The following is a 16,731-nucleotide window of genomic DNA, read 5'->3' on the forward strand; positions in this document are numbered from 1 at the left end:
GGGAGCCCGGCGGCCGTTCAGGAGGGGAGGCGGCGTCGGAACGTACGGGCGTACGGTCCGGGTGTCGTCGCTCCCTGGTGATCACCTGGTGATCACTTGTTGTGGCCCAGTTCGCCGTCGGCGCCCTCGACGGCGCCGGAGACCGTCGAGCCGGCGACCTGTGCCGCGTTCACCGCCGCGAGGACGGCGATACCGGCAGGTCCGCCGGCCGCGGCCGCGGCTCCCGAACCGCCGCCGCCCGCGCCGGCTCCGGAAGCGGCGGTACGGCCGCCGCTCGCGGCGGCGCCGTTGGCACCACCCGATCCGGGCGCGCCCTGATCGCCGCTCGCTCCGCTGGAGCCGCCCGTACCGGACGAACCGCCGGAGCCGCCCGATCCGGTCGCTCCCGACGCGCCGCTCGGACCCACCTGGGCGCCGCCGCCGGAACTGCCTCCGCGGCCGCCGAGCTGGACGGCGCCGCTGGCCAGGTTGCTGCCCGCCTGGCCGACGCTGGACATGGGGTTGCCCGAGCCCAGGGCGGCGGTGGCGGGCACGACGAGTTTCAGCAACGCGGGCAGCGCGACGGCGGACAGCAGCATCACGCCGATACCGGCGATGCGTGTGTTGACGGTGTTGCTGTCCTCGCTGCCGCTGTTCCCGCCCGCGTTGATCATCGCCATGCCCGCGTTCAGTACGAGGGCGACCGCGGGTTTGTAGAGCAGCCAGGCGATCATCCAGCCGATGTGCTTGCGCCACCAGCCGGCGCCCCAGTCCGTCATCGAGGCCGCGGCGGCCAGCGGGAGGGTGCCCAGCAGAAGCATCATGACGCCGAGCCGGATGTACATCAGGACCGTGTGGACGATCCCGGAGATCAGCAGCAGGAAGGCGAGGACCAGCAGCAGGAAGGACTGGATCCCGCTGCCGCTCGAACAGGCGCCGACGCTGTTCAGCGAGTTCTTCACGGCGTCGTTGAACAAATAGTTGGAGTAGTCGTCCGAAACCCTGGCGGCGGCCAGGACGACGGTGGTGGCGGCGCCCGAGACGAGGACGACCCGCATGATGCCCTTCAGGGCGGTCACGCCCGCGGTGCCCTTGCGCTCGATGGCCATGCGGGCGGCGGCGAAGAGCAGCGAACCGACCGCGAGGTAGACCACGATCCACTGGGTCTCGCTGCTGATGTCCTTGGACTGCTGCGTGCCGCCCAGGGTCGGGACATGGGTGGCCAGCGCCGCGAACACCGCGACCGCGCCGGCCAGGATCGTCTTCGCGATCAGTTCGACGATGGTCCCGATGGGGTCGCCGAGAAAGCTGAAGAAGCCCTTCACCAGGTCGATGACCGGATTGCCGGTCGTGCAGTTCACGTCAAACCCCCCAGAGGGTGAAGCCGTTGGTGCTCTGCGCGGTCGACACCGGCGAGTGCAGGGCACCGCTGTCGTCGGGCAGGACCTTCCAGTCACCGCCGCTCCAGCGCAGGACGATGGTGGTCGTCGCATAGCCCTGGTCGCCCTTGAGGAGCAGCCGGACGGTCGCCGCGGTGCTCTTGTACGAGGTCACCGAGTAGCCCACGTACGAGGCGACGGGCGTGCCGTCGGCCGCGGCGTCGTCGACGTCCTGGACGGTGGCGCGCTGGAACTCCCACATCTCGCGTCCCTGTCCGGCGACCACCTGCTGCTCGGTGACGGTGCGCCAGTGGGATCCGCTCATCTGCGACGGGATGATGTTGGCGGCCAGCACGGCGCCGGTGGGCGTGTGCGCGAAGCACCACCACAGCGCGCTCTCCATCCGGGTGGGCCCGGCCGAGGTGGAGACGGGCACACGCGCGACACCGAGCGTGCGCCAGCTGATGTCCCCGGGCGCCGCCGTGGGCACCGCGTCGCCCGCGCTGTCGTCGGTACGGCAGCCCTGGGGCCGGCCGTCCTTCGCGACGGAGGTGCCGGTCAGCGGGCCGTCGGACGCCGCCGCGGCGGCGGCACGGTCGGCCTCGGTGTCCCCGCCGGACGTCAGCGCGACGATCCCGCCCAGCACGAACACGAGGCCGAGGAACCCCGCCGACAGCTGCCAGCTGCGCTGCTTCCAGTACGGTCCTGGCTCCTCGTACCGCCGCTCCCTGCGCCTGAACATGCCGGCCGCCCTCCCGCTCACTGGAAGACGAACGTGACCAGCGGGCCCGCGGTGGCCACCAGGACACACCCGCCGAGCACCATGCCGAGGCGGCTCATGTGCTCCGAGCTCTCGCCCCGCTTGACGGAGATGGCCATCATCGCGCCGGTGATCAGCACGCCGGTGACACCGGCGGCGGTGCCCGCCCAGGCGAGTATGCCGAGGACCGTGTTGACCTTGCCGGTGAGTGCGCCGGGGGCGTTGCTCTGCGGTTGGGGAACGCCTGCGGCGAGGAGGTTGGAGGCTTCGTACAGCAGTGCGGACATGAGGATCTCCGAGAGGTCGGCGCCCGGTGTGAGGGGTGGGCGCGAGAGTGACGGGCAGTGGTGGGTCCGCGCCTTGTGCGGCGCGAGGTGCGCATGGCGCATGGCGTGGCGAGGCTGGGGCGCCTCCTGGCCGAAGGCTGGGGGTACCTCCCGGTCGAAGACTGGAGGGCACCTCCCGATCGGAGGCTGGAGGGCACCTCCCGATCGGAGGCTGGGGAGGGAATGGGCGGACAGGCCCTAAGGCCCGAGGAGTTGTAGTTCTCCGAGGGCCGCGACGACCGGTCCGGCCGTCGTGGCGACCAGGCAGGCGAGGCCGACGAAGAAGACACCGCGGAAGTGCTCGCCGCCCTCGCCCGGATCGCCGCGACGCAGTTGGAGCGCCATCTGCATGCCGACGATGATCAGTCCGCCGACTCCGCAGGCCGAGGCGCACCAGGCGAGGATGCCGAGGATCTGGCCGGCCTCCGCGGGCGGACTGTAGGCGGCCAGAAACCGGACGCCGGACAGGGCTTGGGTCACGAGGCGGCTCCCTCGCCGTAGATCTCGCCGCCCACCAGCTTGGCCAGCGTGGTGAGTTGCCTGGGGACGGTCTTCGGACGGCCGCCCGTGCGCCATGCCGGTATCCACGGCACCCGGTGCACCCGGGCGACGGAGCGCAGCACCCGGATACGGCGCAGCAGACCGAGCGGCAGCCGGCCGGGGGCGTCGGCGACGAGGACCACGCACAGCAGGTCGAGGCCCTGCGGGGCGTTGCCCTCCTTGAGCGCGCCCAACGCCTGGGAGACGGACCGCAGTCCGCTCGCGCTGGTCCGGCCGACCAGTACGACCCGGCGCGGCTCGCCCCGGGCGGGGTCGGGCCAGCGGGCTCCCACGTCCACGCCGCCGAGGGTCTCGGCCAGCGAGGTCGCACCGGATCCGCCGTGCGCCTTGACCCACCCGATCTCGTCGCGCGACCTGCCGCGCGCCGGCCCGGACCGCTTCGGCCGGCCCCAGCCCGCCGTCTCGGAGGCACGAGCCTGGGCGGCTCGGCGCGGCGGGGCGGGCTGGGGCTGGACGGGGTTCGTGGATCGGGGGGCTGTCTGATGTGTGACAGGGGCCGAGGGGCGCGGGGTGGCCTGCACGGTGGTGTGCGCCTGGGGCGCTACTGCTGCCGACGGCTCCACCGCTGTCGGCGGCACGGCTGCTGCCTGCTGCACCGGCGCTGTCGACTGCCCGCCGAGGACCGGAGCCGGAGCGTACGCCGACTGTCCGCCGGGACCGACGGGGTGGACCGGCTGCCCACCGGGGGCCGGTTGTCCAACGGGCGCTGGGTGCCCGACGGGCGCTGGGTGCCCGACGGGGGCCGAGTATCCGACGGGTGCCGCGGGGGCGACCGTGCCCGCACCCGCCACCCCCGGCCCCGCGCCCGCCACCCCCGGCGCCGCCCCCGCCGTCGGACCGGTCGCGTGGTCGTCAGGAGCGGGTCGCGTCTCCTGGGGTGCCGACTGTGGGGACTGTGGGGACTTCGGTCCCCGTACCCATGACTGCGGGCCCGACGGCGTTGCCGAAGGAGTGCCCATGTGCGCCCCGCCCCCCTCTTGACTCGTACTTCCGCTGTTCTGACTCATCTGGTTTCCACCGTTTTGAACTTCTTTGCTCCGGGGCCCGTTTGGAACTGTCGAGCCCGTTGGACAGCACAACGGGCCGTGTGGCCACAGCGGTTCAAGCGGAAACGAAGAAGGCGAGCGCCCATGGGAGAGAACGGGGAAGGCGGCAGCTCCACCGCCGTCAGGAACACCGCCGTCGCCGGCGCGGGCTGCGGCTGCCTGGTACTGCCGCTGGCCATGACCGTCACGGTGATCGTCACGATCGTCTACGGCGGGTTCGGGGTCCTGCTGGCCCCGCTCATCGCGCTGATCCTGCTCTTCTCGGGCGGAGGCGGGAGCGACAGCGCCAACGAGGACACCGCGAACGAGACCCTGACCATCCTGCAGGGCGACGGCAAGGGCGAGTTGGACACCTCGACCGTTCCCGAGGACCTGCTGGACCCCGTCCAGGAGGCCGGGAAACTGTGCGACGCCATCGGCCCGATCGTGATCGTCTCGCAGATCGAGAAGGAGTCCGGCTTCAACGCGAACCTGGTCGGCCTGAACGGCGAGCAGGGTCTCTCGCAGCTGCCGCCCGACATCTTCAAGCAGTTCGGCGAGGACGACGACGACAACGACAAGGTCTCCGCCCTCGACGCCAAGGACTCGATCATGGCGCAGGGCCGGTACATGTGCGATCTGGCCAAGCAGGCCCAGCAGTTGCTCGACAGCGGCGAGATCACGCAGACGACCGACGGCAACGGGACCACCAACACCGTCCTGGACCTCGCCCTGGCCGGCTACGAGGTCGGCATGGACGCCGTCCGTGCGGCCAAGGGCGTACCCCAGACGAACGAGGCCCTGGGCTACGTCCTCGCCATCCGCGCCCAGTTCGCCAAGTACCAGGGCATCGGCGCTCCGCCTTCGGGCGCCACCCCCGGCGTCACCCCCACTTCTGCCGCATGAGGAGGACAACCATGGCCCGCTTCCAGGTCTACATCTCCGACGAGGGGCTCGCCGAGATCGACTCGGACCCCGTCGTCGCCGCTCCGGGCCGGTCCGTGCACGAGGCTGTACTGGACCGGTTGCAGCGGTACGCGCAGGAGCGCGACGCCGACGTCGAGGCGACGGTGAACGACAGCCTCGGCGCAGCCCACTTCGTCCTTCAGGTGTCGCCGGACGGTTCCAGCCGCATCATCGCGGCCGGGGAAGGCAGGGATACCGGGGAAGCCGGGGAAGGCAGGGATACCGGGGAAGCCGGGGAAGTACCACCGGTCGAGTCCGAGGCGGCCCCCGCGACCACGGTCCCTCCCCCGGCCTCCGCCCTCAGCACCGCGGTCGCCCGCGCCAGTGCCGCAGCGCGTACCCACACCCCGGCCCCAACCGGTGTCGCCGAACCCACCGAACTCGCCGAACACATCGGCCGTATCAACGCGTTGGCGGCCACCGGCCGGCTCGACGAGGCGTTCGCCGACGCGACCGCGCTGCGCGAGAGCCTGACCGGCTCGGTGGGCGCCGGGCATCCGCACTCGGTGGAGGCGCGGGGCCTGGAGGCGTACCTCGCGCACCTGCGCGGCGACCACCGCGAGGCCGTCGTGCTGGCCCTGGCCGTGGCCCGGATCCGGTGCGGTGCCGGGGACGAACAGGCGTCGGTGGACGTGGCGCGGGCGACGGCGGCCTGGCAGCACCTGGTCGACGACCTGGCCGTGGTCACCCATGGACACGAACTGCTGCACATGTGGGACATGTTGAGCCGTCGCGGCCCGTTGCCGCCCGGCCACGCGGAACTCGCCGGGCAGGTCCGCAGACATGTGGAGGGGCTGGAGGGCGCCTACGTCTGAGATTCGCGGGCCCGCAACCCCGTACACAGCTTCCGCGCAACGTCCACACGTCCCCTGCGCACCGCCGCTGACCAGCGCGTCCATCGCCTCGTACACAGGGCGTCAAACGAACATGGACCGCGTCTGGCAACACTCCGTTCCTCAGGAGGCCCGGCTCCGGCCCGCGATCGGCCGGGGCCGGCCAACCCGAGGAGTAGGAGCACATGCATGAACGTGTCTGCCATCGGATCGGCGTGCGCGGTCTCGACCGAGGAACGGGCGCTGCGCGACCTGTACCTGGAACACGGCCCGGCGCTCTACTCGTACGTGATGCGCATGCTGGACGGGGACGCGCACCGTGCGGAGGACATCGTCCAGGAGACGCTGCTGCGCTGCTGGAAGAACAAGAACCTGACCGACGGCGAGGGGATGGCTGTACGCCCCTGGATGTTCCGGGTCGCCCGCAACCTCGTCATCGACGCGCACCGGACCCGGATGGCGCGCCCGCTGGAGATCGGCGGCACCGGCTGGCTGAGCGACATGTGCGCCGAGGTGGACGACATCGAACGGATGCTGTCGTCCTTGGTGTTGCACGACGCCCTGCGGGTTCTGACGCCCGCGCACCGCGAGGCGCTGGAGGCGACCTTCTTCGCGGACCGCACCACCCAGCAGGCCGCGGAGGACCTGGGTATCCCGCGGGGCACCGTGAAGTCCCGGGTGTACTACGCCCTGCGCAGCCTGAAGCTGGCCCTGCGGGAGCGGGGCGTGGCGGTGGACTACTGATCGCGCTGGTCCCGCGCGAGGGAGTCCAGTTCGCGCAGTGCCCGCCGGACGTCGTCCGTCTCCGTGTGGCCGCCCTCCTCCAGCAGGGCGAGCGCCGCGGCCCAGGCCGCGCGGGCCGATCCGTGGTCGTGGGCGGCGCGGTGCGCGTCCCCGAGGTGTCGCAGGGTGTCGGCCTCCATGTAGCGGTTGTCGAGCTGCCGGTACAGTTCCACGGCCCGCTCGAAGTGCTCGACGGCCGGACCGTACTGGCCGAGGTGGTGGTGGGCGTAGCCGACACTGTCGAGTGCCGAGGCCTCGCCGTTGAGGTCGCCGACCTCCTGTTGCAGGGCGACCGCCTTCTCGCAGTACTCCAGCGCGTTCGCCGCGTCGCCGCGCAGGATGTACGTCCAGCCGACCTCGTTCAGGACACTGGCCTCGCCGCTGATGTGGCCGAGGGACCGGTACAACTCGGCGGCCTGCTCGTAGTGTTCGAGCGCGACGTCGTGCCGTCCCAGCCGGTTGGCCTGGAAGGCGAGGCCGCGGCGGGTGCGGGCCTGGCCGAAGGCGTCGCCGGTCTTGCGGAACAGTTCCAGCGCGCCGCCGAGCAGCCGCGACGCCTCGTCCGCGTGGTCGAAGCGGGTGTGGCAGAACCCCAGCCCGCGCAGGGAGTGCGCCTGGCCGACGGGGTCGCCGAGGTCCTGGGCCGCGCGCAGGGCGGCCTTGTTGATCTCCATCAGGTCGTGCCGGTATCCGAGGCGGTCGCAGAACAGGTCCAGGGCGTAGGCGGTGCGCCAGGCGTGGTCGGGGTAGCCGCGGTCGGCCGCGTGCTCGACGATCGCGCGCAGGACATGGCGCTCGGTGCGCAGCCAGGTCGTCGCCTGCTTGGCGTCGTTGAACCGCAGCGGCCCGCTGCCCGTTCTGCTCGGTGGAACGGGCACGGTCTCGCGGAACGGGCCGAGGACGGCGGAGGCGTGATGGGCGGTGTGGAGGTAGTGGTCGTGCATCCTCAGCAGCGCGGCGTCCCGTTCGCTCGCGCTGTCGTGCCGGGTGGTGAGTTCGCAGCCGTAGGCGCGCAGCAGGTCGTGGAAGACGAACCGGCCGGGGGCGCGTTCGATGACGAGGCTGGCCCCGGTGAGTTCGGCCAGCAGGGCGCGGCCCTCCCGCGAGGGAACGCCGGCCAGCGCGGTGGCCGCGGCGGCGCTGATGTCGGGGCCGGGGTGCAGGGTGAGCCGGCGGAAGAGTCCGGCCGCCTCGGGCGACAGGGCGTGGTACGACCAGGAGAAGACGGCGCGGATGTCGGTGCCGGCGTCGTCGCCGACGGAGAACGCGTCGAGGCTGCCGTGGTCGTCCCGGAGTCCTTCGACGATGTCGGCGAGCCGGAAAGCGGGGTGGTGGGCGGCCCGGGCCGCGACGATGGCCAGGGCCAGCGGCAGCCGGGCGCACAGGTCGACGATCGCGTTCGCGGCCTCCGGTTCGGCGCCGACGCGGGCGGCGCCCAGCCGCCGGGTCAGCAGTTCCAGCGATTCCTCGGCGGTCAGCAGGTCGAGCGTGAGCAGTTGCGCGCCGTGTCCGGCGATCAGGCCGCTGAGCCGGCTGCGGCTGGTGACGATGACGAGGCTGCCGGGCGTGCCGGGCAGCAGCGGACGTACCTGTTCGGTGTCCCTGGCGTTGTCCAGCACGATCAGGACGCGCCGGTCGGCGAGGACGCTTCGGTAGAGAGCGGCCTGTGCGTCGAGACTTTCGGGGACGGACTGCGGGGCCACGCCGAGGGCGTCGAGGAACATCTCGATCGCGTCCCCGGGTGCCAGCCAGGAGCCTGCGGGGTCGAAGCCGCGGAGGTTGACGTAGAGGCAGCCGTCGGGGAAGCGGTGGGCGATGCGGTGGGCCCAGTGCACGGCGATGGTGGTCTTGCCGGTTCCGGCCATGCCGTCGACGACGCCGATGACCGCCGTGTCGGGAGGGCCGTCGCCGTCGGGCAACAGATCCTTGGCGCAGTGGAGTTGGGCGCGGCGACCGGCGAAGAGGGGCGGATCGGCGGGGAGTTGGAAGGGGCGTACGGCTCCGGTGCCGCGGACCGGAGCCGGATTGTCTGGTTCCGGCCGGGGTTCGGGGCCGGAACCGGCCGGTGCGGCTCTGCCGCCCACCGGGCCACCGGCCGGGCCGCTCGGCGTCGGCCGGCCGAGCGCGGGGTCACCGGCCAGGATCCGTTCGTGCACGGCACGCAGGGACGGGCCCGGTTCGATGCCCAGTTCCTCGACCAGGATTCGGCGGGTCCGTGTGTAGACCGCCAGTGCCTCGGCCTGCCGCCCGCACCGGTACAGGGCGATCAGCAGCAGTTCGCTCATGGCCTCGCGCAGCGGATGCGCGTCACGCAGTGTCAGCAGTTCCGGCACCAGCGCTTCGTGCCGGCCCACCTCCAGTTCGATGCGCAGCGCCAACTCCAGGGCGCTCAGCCGCCGTTCGGCCAGATCGTCGCGCGCGGCCTCGGCGTACGGGCCGGGTACTCCGGCCAGGGCCGTGCCCTCCCCGGCGGCCAGCACGGTGCGCAGCAACCGGACCGCGGACTGGCCGTCGCCGGTGGCCCGGCGGCGCTCGGCCTGTGCCACCGCCTCGCCGAAGTCGTCCAGGTCGCTGGAGAGCGTGCCGGTGCGCAGGGCGTATCCGTCTCCGATGGACACCAGAAGATCGGAGGGCTGCCCCGACGGCCGCTCGGGTTCCAGCAGCTTGCGGAGGCGGGAGATGTACGTGCGCAGCACCGGGACCGCGCCCTCCGGCGGCTGCGCGCCCCAGATTCCGTCGACGAAATCGGCCACGCCGACCGCCTGTCCCCGGCGCAGCAGCAGCATCGCGAGCACGGCTCGCTGCTGCGGTGAGCCCAGCTCCAGTTCGTCCGTGCCCCGCCAGGCGCGCAACGGGCCGAGCAGGGAGAACCGGAGAGCGGCCATTCCACTTGTTTCCACGGTTCCGGACAGTAGCGGCCGAATATTTGAACGCCGGATCGAAGAAATGTTTCCGGCCAGACGTTCTCGGCGAAGTTACGTTCCGGAAATCCGGGCCCTCGCATCGGACAGGATTCGGACAGGATCCAGCCCGTTCCGCCGCCCGAGCCCTGCCCGGCCGCGGCCGAACCGGAACCGGGCCAAGGCCCGACCCGGTCCGACCGGACGCGGCTCAGCTGTGCGTACAGCTCCGACCATTCAGCGTGAAATTGTCCGGCGCCGCGTTGCCGTTGCCGGCATCCCACGAGCCGATGAAGCCCACCGCGAACGACCCGCCCGCGGCGACCGCCTTGTTGTAGTCGGCGGCGTTCGCGGTCACCCGTGCGCCGACCTGGTCGAACTTCCCGTCCCACATCTGGGTCACCCGCTGGCCGTCGGGGAAGGTCCAGCTGACGCTCCAACTACTCAGTGCGTAGTCGGACTTGACGGTGACGGTGGCCTGGAAGCCGTTGGGCCACTCGCCCGACAGCTCGTACCGGGCGTGGCAGACGGCGGGTTCGCTGGGGTTCGGGTCGACGTCACCCTGCCCGGGCGCGGACGTGGCCGTGGACGTGGAGTCTCCCTGCGGCTCCTTGTCCGACGCGGAGCCCGTACCGGCGTTGACACCGGTACCCCTACCGGTACCGGCGTCCGACCCGGTTCCCCGCGGGGACGAGGTGGCCGACGGGGTCGAACCGTCCGCCGGTCCCGACGGCACGGGATCGAACGAGGGGTCCATCTCCCCCACGGGCTCGCGCCCCGCCGTCCCTTCCAGGGTGCCGGAACCGTCGCCCGTGCCGAACGGCACCAGCGTGACCGCCAGTGCCAGCAGCGAGACACCGGCGGCGGCGACGAGCAGCCCGGCCCGTCCGATCCGGGCCCGGCGTCCTTCCGCCGTGTCACCTTCGTGCCCGTCGAGGTCGTCGGCCACGCCGCGGCTGAGCCCCGACTCGACGGCCCTGCGCCGCCGTTCGAGATAGGCGAGCCCGCCCCAGCCGATCACTCCGCCCGCGAGCGCGGCGGGCAGTCCTCCGCCGCCGAGCCGCAGACAGGCGGCGGCCTCCGCGCACTCGACGCAGCGCGCGAGGTGCCACGACAGGTCGTCCGGTACGTCGGCGGCGGGTGAGCGGGTGACCGCGTCGAGGAGCCGGGCGTAGCTGCGGCACTCCTCGGAGAGCGGTGTGTCGATGTGATTGCGGTGGCAGCGGTCGCGGAACACCCCGCGCACCTGGTGCAGTTCCTCGGCCGCGCCTTGCGGGTCGAGGCCGAGCCGACGGGCCACGGCGGTGGCCGGCAGTGCCTCGACCTCGGCCAGCCACAGCAGCGCGGCATCCGGTTCCTGCATGTCCCGCAGCCCGCGCAGGGCGAGCGGCCGGTACAGGGGCGGCCCCGAAAAGCGGGCGGCCTTCTCGGAGTTGAGCCACAGTCGAAGCTCGGGGTCGAGGCGATCGCCCAGGCCCCTCGCTTCCCACATGGCGGTCGTCTGGCGAACGGCGGTCAGGAGCAGGGGTATTCGGGGCAGCCGGGGTGTGCGGGCCCGGCGCCCGTAGCTCTTGACGTCATAGTCGGCCTCCGCGGCACGCGCTTCGCGTATACCGAGCGAGAACGCCTCGGAGGCCAGTTGGCGGGCATGGGCAGATGCGCCGGTACAGAGCTCGGCATACGAAAGGACCGCGTCCCAGCACTCCGAGAACAGTGTTGCCTCGGCGGCGTCCTGAGGGGTCGGCAGGTCTGGCATGGGTGGGGACTTCACCTGCATCCACAAGTGGGGTCAACTCACCTGGCGAATCCGGGAGTTGGAAGGGGACGTCTCGCGACAGGAGCAGAGTTTTTCACGGTTCCTGCACAACTGACAAGCGGCACCCGCACATCCGGTTACCGCGGGTCGCAAGTCCCACTGGACCCTTCGGCCTCAGCTGTGCCTCGGCACTACGTCGGTCGTACGTCAGTTGTACGTACCCGCAGCCCCAAATGACTCAACCGACTTCCCCTGGAAAACCATCTTCCCCTGGAGCTGCCGTACGCCCTCACCCGCCCCCCTTCCCTCAGAGCGCGGGCACCTCTTCCGCTGCCTCTCCCGGCGCCTCTCCCGCCACCTCGTTCGCGGGCAGGCTGTCCATGAACGAGCTCACCGAGAAGACCGCGTTGCCCGGCCCGGGCGGGCCGTATCCGGGCGGCGAGGAGAGCCCGAAGTCGTCCATCGTGGCGCGGTAGGCCTCCAGCAGCCGGATGTGGTACTCCAGCGGCGCGCCCTGCGGATTGGCCTTGCCCAGCGGTGTCGTCGGCTCCGGGCACCAGGTGGTGAACCGGGGCGTGATGCCGTGCGACATGAAGAACCGCAGCCCCTCCGTCGTGGACGCGATCGCCTCGTCGACCGTCGTGAAGCCGGAGGGCTCGGCCATCTCCACGCCCGCGACGAAGTTGGGGATGACATTGCGCGCGCCGAAGACCTCCGTGGAGTCGAGGATCCGCTTGTGCCACTCGTCGCGGCCGACGTAGCGCTCCTTGCCGGGGCAGTACAGCTCGAAGAGACGGCGGTCCCACACCTCGTAGTTGGGGTGGTAGATCTGCACGCCGTAGTCCTTGAACCGCTGTACGTCGTCGCGTGGCAGCGCCTGGGCGACGACCTTGCCGATCCACCGTCCCGGGAAGTGCTCCTCGATGGCCTTGGCGTACATCCCGTAGAAGTCGGCCTCGTCGCGGCCCTGGAGCTTGGAGGTGATCGCGCCGCCGGTCAGCGTGTACGCGGTGGACGTCTTCGCCGTGTCGTACCGGTCGATGATCTCCAGCGCTTCGAGGACCTCGTCGACGTCCTTCACACCGGTGTACGGCCGGCCCGCCGCCTTGTGCTGGCGCCAGTTGTGGTTGATGTCGCAGTACTGGCACTCCTCCTTGGCGCCGAAGTACTGGCAGACGCGGAAGACGGTGAGGTAGATGAGGTAGCCCCACTGGATCGTCGGGGCCACCTCCATCACGGACTTCCCGTTGGAGAGGGTGTGCCGGTAGTACTCCGGCATCGGCGGCACTCCGACGTCCGAGATCCGCTTCCCGTCGAGGTAGAGCCCGAGCACCCCGTCCTCGCCGGCGGCCACGCGGTACGGCGACGACGGGTTGACCCGTACGGACACCACGGTCCGGCGCAGGTCGTACGGGCCGCCGGTGAGGATGATCTCCTCCGGCGGGCGGCGCAGCGCGGCCTCGCCCAGCTCGGGCAGGGTGCCGTGGTCGAAGGAGAAGATGAAGTACGACTTCGGCTTCACCTCACCCCCCTCGTTGTCACTGAGCGCGGACGGGTCGAAGGCCACACCGCCGCGCAGCAGGTCCTCTTTGAAGACGGCCTCCCGCGGCACATGCGGAAAGCGCTCCATCAGATCCTCGACCAGCGCGGTCCGGCTGCCCATCCCGTACTCCTCGCTCCCGGCTGCCATGCTCGACTCCTCACGGTATGCCCCTCCTCCCTGGCCTGCCGTGCCGGGTCCCCTTCCGGGAAGCTCAGACCGACCGGCCACCCCCCATTTGCCGGTCGGTCTCAGTGCCCCGGTCGCCGCGTCGAATCCCGCAGGACGATGTGGGTGCCGAGCACCAGATGCTGGCTACCGGGGAGCTCGTCGCGGTGCAGGGCCAGCCGGACGGCCGCGCGGCCCAGCTCCTCGTGCGGGACGTTGACGGTGGTGAGGGCCGGGAAGAGGTCCAGGGCCAGCGGCACGTCGTCATAGCCGGCCACGGACACCTCGTCGGGGACGCTCACGCGCGCTTCGCGCAGCGCCTGCAGCGCGCCCGCCGCGACCATGTCGGTGGCCGCGAACAGTGCCGTGAACCGGGCACCGGACGCGAGGAGCTCGCGGGCACCCTGATATCCGTGCGAGCGGCTGAACGTACCGTCCAGGATCAGGTCCGGGTCCGGGGCGAGCCCGAGCAGTTCGTGGGCGCGCCGGAAGCCGCTGAGGCGCTGGCCGCTGGTGGACAGGCCGGGCACCCGGCCGAGGTAGGCGACGCGCTGGTGGCCCGAGGTGAGCAGATGAGTGGTCATCGCGAAGGCGCCGCCCTCGTTGTCGTACTCGACGACCGTGGCGGGCACGCCCGGGCCGAGCGGCGGCCTGCCGACGAGCACGAGCCGTGAACCCACCCGGTCCAGGGCGTGCGCGAAGTGCGTCATACGGTCCTGGTAGGCCTTGTCCTCCCAGGCACCGCCGACGACGATCACGGCGTCGGCGCGCTGTTCGCGCATGGTCTCGACGACGGCGAGGACGCGCTGCGGATCGCCGTGCGTGGTGCACAGCATGCAGAGCCTGCCCTCGGCGGACGCCTGCTCCTCCACACCGCGTGCGATGTGGGCGTAGAAGGGGCCGGTGACGTCGTCGACGACGAACGCCACCGTCTTGTTGGTGGAGCCGCCGAGCGCGCGGGCGTGCGCGTTGACCACGTAGTCGAGCTCGCGCATCGCCTTGAGCACGCGGGTACGGGTGCTCGCGGCGACCGGGTAGGTGCCGCCAAGGACCCGGGAGACGGTTGAGGCGGAGACACCGGCCCGCGCGGCCACGTCCCGGACCGTGGAGGCGTCCTTGCCCGTCAAGGGTTCACCGGCCAGGGCGCGAGCGGGCTCGGTGTCATGCGGTGCGCTCCAGTACCGCGTGATCGATCCGGTGGGCCAACTCCCGTCCGGACAACAGCCGTTCGGCCTCCTCCGTGACGGCGAGACCGAGCCGGGCCACCTCGTTGCCCTGCGAGCCCGCGAGATGCGGGGTGATGAACGCGTTCGGCAGGTCGAAGAGCGGCGAGTCGACGGGCAGCGGCTCCGGATCCGTCACGTCGAGGATCGCGCTGAGCCGGTTCGCACGCAGTTCGTCGACGAGGGCGTCGTGGTCGAGGAGGGCACCGCGGGCGGTGTTGATCAGCACGGATCCCGTGGGCATCAGGGCGAGTTCGCGGCGGCCGATCAGATGGTGGGTCTCCGGGGTCTGCGGGGCGTGGACGGTGACGATGTCACTGGTGCGCAGCAGGTCGTCGAGCGGCAGCAGGGGTACGCCGAGGGCGGCGGCCTCCGCCGCGTCGACGTACGGGTCGGCGAGGCCGGCCGTCAGGTCGAAGGGCCGCAGCAGTTCGATGAGGCGCCGGCCGATCCGGGACGCTCCGACGACGCCCACGCGGCGGCCGAAGTTGCCGATGCCGGGCACGATCTCCCCGTAGGGGAAGGCGCGTTGGGTGCGGAAGCGGTCGCGGTGGGCGAAGAGGTCCTTGCCCGCCAGGAGGATCATCGCGAGCGTGTACTCGGCCACGGGGAGCGCGTTCGCGCCTGCCGCGGAGGAGACGGTGATGCCGCGCTCCCAGACCGCGGGCGAGATGAGGCCCTTGACGGAGCCCGCCGCGTGCAGGATCGCGCGCAGTCTGGGCGCGGCGTCCAGGACCGCCTCGTCGATACGGGGGCAGCCCCAGCCGGTGATCAGGATCTCGGCCTCGGCGAGCACGGGCCGTACGCGTGGATCCGCGAAGTTCTCGACCGGCAGAGTGGGATCGATTTCTACCGTGTGGCCCAAGCGGGTCAGTACGTCCGACGGGAAGATCTGGGGCACGTTCTCGGGCGTCATGGCGAAAAGTGCGGTGGGGCGTGGGCGCAAGGTGGGCGACCTTCCGGAGGGGTTACTCGCTGTCGGGGACTCGTTTATAGCAACCGGTCTCTACGGTAGCCCCGCGCGGCTGGGTGGGACAGGGCCAGGTAGGTTTCAACGGTGGCCGTTTCGCCGGTCGACTCAAAACCTTCCGGGGAGGACCACCGATGGCAGAGGCCCTGACCAACTGGGCGGGGAACGTCACGTACTCCGCCAAGGAGGTGCAGCAGCCGCGGTCGCTCGACGCGTTGCGGTCCCTCGTCTCGCGGGCCGGCCGCGTGCGCGTGCTCGGCAGCGGGCACTCGTTCAACGAGATCGCCGACCCGGGCAGTGCGGGGGTGCTGCTCTCGCTGACCGCGCTGCCGCCGTCGGTCGAGGCGGACGCCGCGGCCCGTACGGTCCGGGTGGCGGGCGGGGTGCGGTACGCGGAGCTGGCGCGGGCGGTGCACGAGCGGGGGTTCGCGCTGCCGAACATGGCCTCGTTGCCGCACATCTCGGTGGCGGGTTCGGTGGCGACCGGCACGCACGGCTCGGGGAACGCGAACGGCTCGCTGGCCTCGGCCGTACGGGAGGTCGAGCTGGTCCTCGCCGACGGTTCGGACCTCACCATCGGCCGGGGTGACGCCCGTTTCAGCGGGGCCGTGACCTCGCTGGGCGCCCTCGGTGTCGTCACCGCGCTCACGCTCGATCTGGAGCCGGACTTCGAGGTCGCCCAGCATGTGTTCGGCAAGCTGCCGCTCGCGGAACTGGACTTCGAGACGGTGTCGGCGTCGGCGTACAGCGTGAGTCTGTTCACCGGCTGGCGGCGGTCGGGGATCGACCAGGCGTGGGTCAAGCGGCGTACGGATGTGCCGTGGGACGGGTTTCCGTGGGCCGAGCCGGCCACCGAGGCGATGCACCCGGTGCCGGGGATGCCCGCCGGGAACTGCACCCAGCAGTTCGGGGTCCCCGGTCCCTGGCACGAGCGGCTGCCGCACTTCCGTCCCGAGTTCACGCCGAGCAGCGGCGCGGAGCTCCAGTCGGAGTATCTGCTGCCGCGCCCGCACGCCACGGGTGCCCTGCGCGCGCTCGACGCGATCCGGGAGAAGATCGCGCCGGTGTTGCAGATCTGCGAGGTGCGTACGGTCGCCGCCGACCGCCAGTGGCTGAGTCCGGCGTACGGGCGGGACACCGTGGCCGTCCACTTCACCTGGGTCGCGGACACGGCGGCCGTGCTGCCCGTGGTGCGGCGGGTGGAGGAGGTACTGACGCCGTTCGACCCGCGTCCGCACTGGGGCAAGGTGTTCACGATGGCGGCACCGGTGCTGCGCGAACGCTATCCGCGTATGGCGGAGTTCAGGAGTCTGGTCGGGGAGCTGGACCCGGCAGGGACGTTCCGCAACGCGTTCGTCGGTGAGGTGCTGGATGGGTGAGGCGCTGAGTGAGTGAGGTGCCGGGTGGGTGAGGGGCGAGTGAGTGACGGGCGGGTGAGTGACGGCGGCTCGATCCGCACTCTGTCCGCCATGGGCTGCGCGGACTTTCCACAGCCCCTTTCCTAACCCCTTGTCGAACATCCCCGGGCGGTCATAGCCTTGCGCCGCGCCGGGGCCGTCGGG

General features: G+C 71.5%; 14 protein-coding genes. 4 read left to right on the forward strand and 10 right to left on the reverse strand.

What is annotated here, in order from left to right; all coding sequences use genetic code 11:
- Window positions 1-92: 92 nt before the first annotated feature.
- From OHA11_RS08920 to OHA11_RS08940, 5 genes are all read right to left on the reverse strand, one after another.
- Complete coding sequence (locus OHA11_RS08920; RefSeq protein WP_266493848.1) at window positions 93-1,340, reverse strand: hypothetical protein; 1,248 nt, start codon at window positions 1,338-1,340, stop codon at window positions 93-95.
- A gap of 1 nt (window position 1,341) precedes the next feature.
- Window positions 1,342-2,100, reverse strand: coding sequence for a hypothetical protein (locus tag OHA11_RS08925; RefSeq protein WP_266493849.1), 759 nt, complete (start codon window positions 2,098-2,100; stop codon window positions 1,342-1,344).
- Between the two features lie 17 nt (window positions 2,101-2,117).
- Window positions 2,118-2,405 (reverse strand): hypothetical protein, encoded by a 288-nt coding sequence (locus OHA11_RS08930; protein ID WP_266507045.1) that lies wholly within the window; start codon window positions 2,403-2,405, stop codon window positions 2,118-2,120.
- 237 nt (window positions 2,406-2,642) lie between these two features.
- Window positions 2,643-2,924 (reverse strand): hypothetical protein, encoded by a 282-nt coding sequence (locus OHA11_RS08935; RefSeq protein ID WP_266493850.1) that lies wholly within the window; start codon window positions 2,922-2,924, stop codon window positions 2,643-2,645.
- On the reverse strand, window positions 2,921-3,601 hold the full coding sequence (locus OHA11_RS08940; protein WP_266493852.1) for a DUF6668 family protein: 681 nt from the start codon (window positions 3,599-3,601) through the stop codon (window positions 2,921-2,923). Before OHA11_RS08940 ends, OHA11_RS08935 begins: the two co-directional genes overlap by 4 nt.
- Before the next feature lie 534 nt (window positions 3,602-4,135).
- Here OHA11_RS08940 and OHA11_RS08945 point away from each other — a divergent pair.
- The 3 genes from OHA11_RS08945 (at window position 4,136) to OHA11_RS08955 (ending at window position 6,573) form a co-directional block, all read left to right on the forward strand.
- Complete coding sequence (locus OHA11_RS08945; RefSeq protein WP_266493854.1) at window positions 4,136-4,936, forward strand: lytic transglycosylase domain-containing protein; 801 nt, start codon at window positions 4,136-4,138, stop codon at window positions 4,934-4,936.
- Window positions 4,937-4,947: 11 nt separating this feature from the next.
- Window positions 4,948-5,811, forward strand: coding sequence for a hypothetical protein (locus tag OHA11_RS08950; RefSeq protein WP_266493855.1), 864 nt, complete (start codon window positions 4,948-4,950; stop codon window positions 5,809-5,811).
- Between the two features lie 207 nt (window positions 5,812-6,018).
- On the forward strand, window positions 6,019-6,573 hold the full coding sequence (locus tag OHA11_RS08955) for a sigma-70 family RNA polymerase sigma factor (protein ID WP_266493857.1): 555 nt from the start codon (window positions 6,019-6,021) through the stop codon (window positions 6,571-6,573).
- Here OHA11_RS08955 and OHA11_RS08960 read toward each other — a convergent pair.
- The 5 genes from OHA11_RS08960 to OHA11_RS08980 form a co-directional block, all read right to left on the reverse strand.
- Window positions 6,567-9,497: a BTAD domain-containing putative transcriptional regulator gene (locus tag OHA11_RS08960; RefSeq protein WP_266493860.1), complete on the reverse strand. Its 2,931-nt coding sequence runs from the start codon at window positions 9,495-9,497 to the stop codon at window positions 6,567-6,569. The genes OHA11_RS08955 and OHA11_RS08960 overlap by 7 nt on opposite strands.
- Window positions 9,498-9,723: 226 nt before the next feature.
- Window positions 9,724-11,268, reverse strand: a complete 1,545-nt coding sequence (locus tag OHA11_RS08965) for a cellulose-binding domain-containing protein (protein ID WP_266493862.1) — start codon at window positions 11,266-11,268, stop codon at window positions 9,724-9,726.
- 307 nt (window positions 11,269-11,575) lie between these two features.
- The gene (locus OHA11_RS08970; protein ID WP_266507046.1) at window positions 11,576-12,931 is read right to left on the reverse strand and encodes a radical SAM protein; all 1,356 of its coding nucleotides are present in this window, start codon (window positions 12,929-12,931) and stop codon (window positions 11,576-11,578) included.
- Window positions 12,932-13,059: 128 nt separating this feature from the next.
- Window positions 13,060-14,103, reverse strand: coding sequence for a LacI family DNA-binding transcriptional regulator (locus OHA11_RS08975; RefSeq protein ID WP_266493865.1), 1,044 nt, complete (start codon window positions 14,101-14,103; stop codon window positions 13,060-13,062).
- A gap of 34 nt (window positions 14,104-14,137) precedes the next feature.
- Window positions 14,138-15,145, reverse strand: coding sequence for a hydroxyacid dehydrogenase (locus OHA11_RS08980; protein WP_266493866.1), 1,008 nt, complete (start codon window positions 15,143-15,145; stop codon window positions 14,138-14,140).
- A 158-nt stretch (window positions 15,146-15,303) separates the two neighbouring features.
- Between OHA11_RS08980 and OHA11_RS08985 the strand changes: the two genes are divergently transcribed.
- Complete coding sequence (locus OHA11_RS08985) at window positions 15,304-16,548, forward strand: D-arabinono-1,4-lactone oxidase (RefSeq protein ID WP_266493869.1); 1,245 nt, start codon at window positions 15,304-15,306, stop codon at window positions 16,546-16,548.
- Window positions 16,549-16,731: the final 183 nt, after the last annotated feature.

Origin of the sequence: Streptomyces sp. NBC_00878, assembly GCF_026341515.1 — a bacterium.
Classification (GTDB): Bacteria; Actinomycetota; Actinomycetes; order Streptomycetales; family Streptomycetaceae; genus Streptomyces.